The sequence below is a fragment of the Mesorhizobium sp. WSM4833 genome (genome assembly GCF_055811095.1).
Window position 1 is genome coordinate 1 of record NZ_JBVVQG010000044.1, and the last position, 947, is coordinate 947.

The 947-nt window shown below is 56.0% G+C and carries 2 protein-coding genes and 1 tRNA gene; all 3 read left to right on the forward strand.

The genetic code is table 11. The features are described 5' to 3' along the window. On the forward strand, positions 1-309 hold a 309-nt coding region (locus AC0L2D_RS31775), incomplete at its 5' end, for a hypothetical protein (RefSeq protein WP_206517976.1). A gap of 123 nt (positions 310-432) precedes the next feature. Then, positions 433-523: transfer RNA gene (locus AC0L2D_RS31780), tRNA-Ser, on the forward strand. A gap of 92 nt (positions 524-615) precedes the next feature. Then, the gene (locus AC0L2D_RS31785) at positions 616-867 is read left to right on the forward strand and encodes a GIY-YIG nuclease family protein (protein ID WP_013532600.1); all 252 of its coding nucleotides are present in this window, start codon (positions 616-618) and stop codon (positions 865-867) included. Positions 868-947 lie beyond the last annotated feature (80 nt).

The following is a 947-nucleotide window of genomic DNA, read 5'->3' on the forward strand; positions in this document are numbered from 1 at the left end:
AAAGTTAAAAAACGGGTCTGGGTATTCTTTGCTGAAGGACAGCGTTCCCTGCCCCATCCCCACTACCGAAAAAGATGCGCACCGCGCCGCTCCTTCGAAATCGACATTACCCATGAGGCGGCGAGGTTCAACCACGATCGTACCGGTGAAAGGGCTGCCTGGCTGCTATCCCCCGGCGTTGTTGCACAAATGACACGATTTGGCCTCACTCAGAAAGCTCTCGTTAACCATCAGGCCGCCGCACTCCCTTGTTTGCCGGCGAATCCGGCGATGGGCCGACGGAATCATGGCGAATTCCCGAGTCGCTAGCCAGGAAACAACCGCAGAACCGCCACATCCATGGGGGTCGCGGTTCGGCGCCTTCTTATTTTTGCATATAATGATGCGGGCTTGTTGATTGTGCCGGCGCTTTTCTTTATCCAGCGGCGCAACGGAGAGGTGGCCGAGTGGTCGAAGGCGCTCCCCTGCTAAGGGAGTAGAGGTCAAAAGCTTCTCGTGGGTTCGAATCCCATCCTCTCCGCCACCCTACGCCCTGCGGGCTTCGGGTGGCAGGCCACCCGGAACCGCATCGGCGTGGGAGTGTCGCCCGAAGCTACGAAGTAGCGTACGGGGACCATGTGGTACGTGTATTTCCTGCAGCTTCATAATGGCGATGTCTATGTCGGGTCGACAAACGACCTTCGACGCCGGTTCGAATCGCATCAATCAGGCTATGTGACTTCGACCAGAGCCTATCTGCCTGTAGCCCTGAAGACCTATATCGCGGTCGAAACCGAGACCAACGCACGGCAGTTCGAGCGATATTTCAAGACCGGATCGGGCAAGGCTTTCGCCAGTAAACGGCTTTGGCGGACAGAGCCCCGCTGAAGGCCTTTTTATCTATCCATCTGAAATATAAAGAAAAAAATACATGAGAGCTGGGTTTTACCGACCTCCGTTCTCGATTC

What these genes read in the sequence shown, in the direction of transcription:
- AC0L2D_RS31785 (WP_013532600.1), top strand. Translation starts at nt 616, where the DNA reads ATGTGGTACGTGTATTTCCTGCAGCTTCATAATGGCGATGTCTATGTC.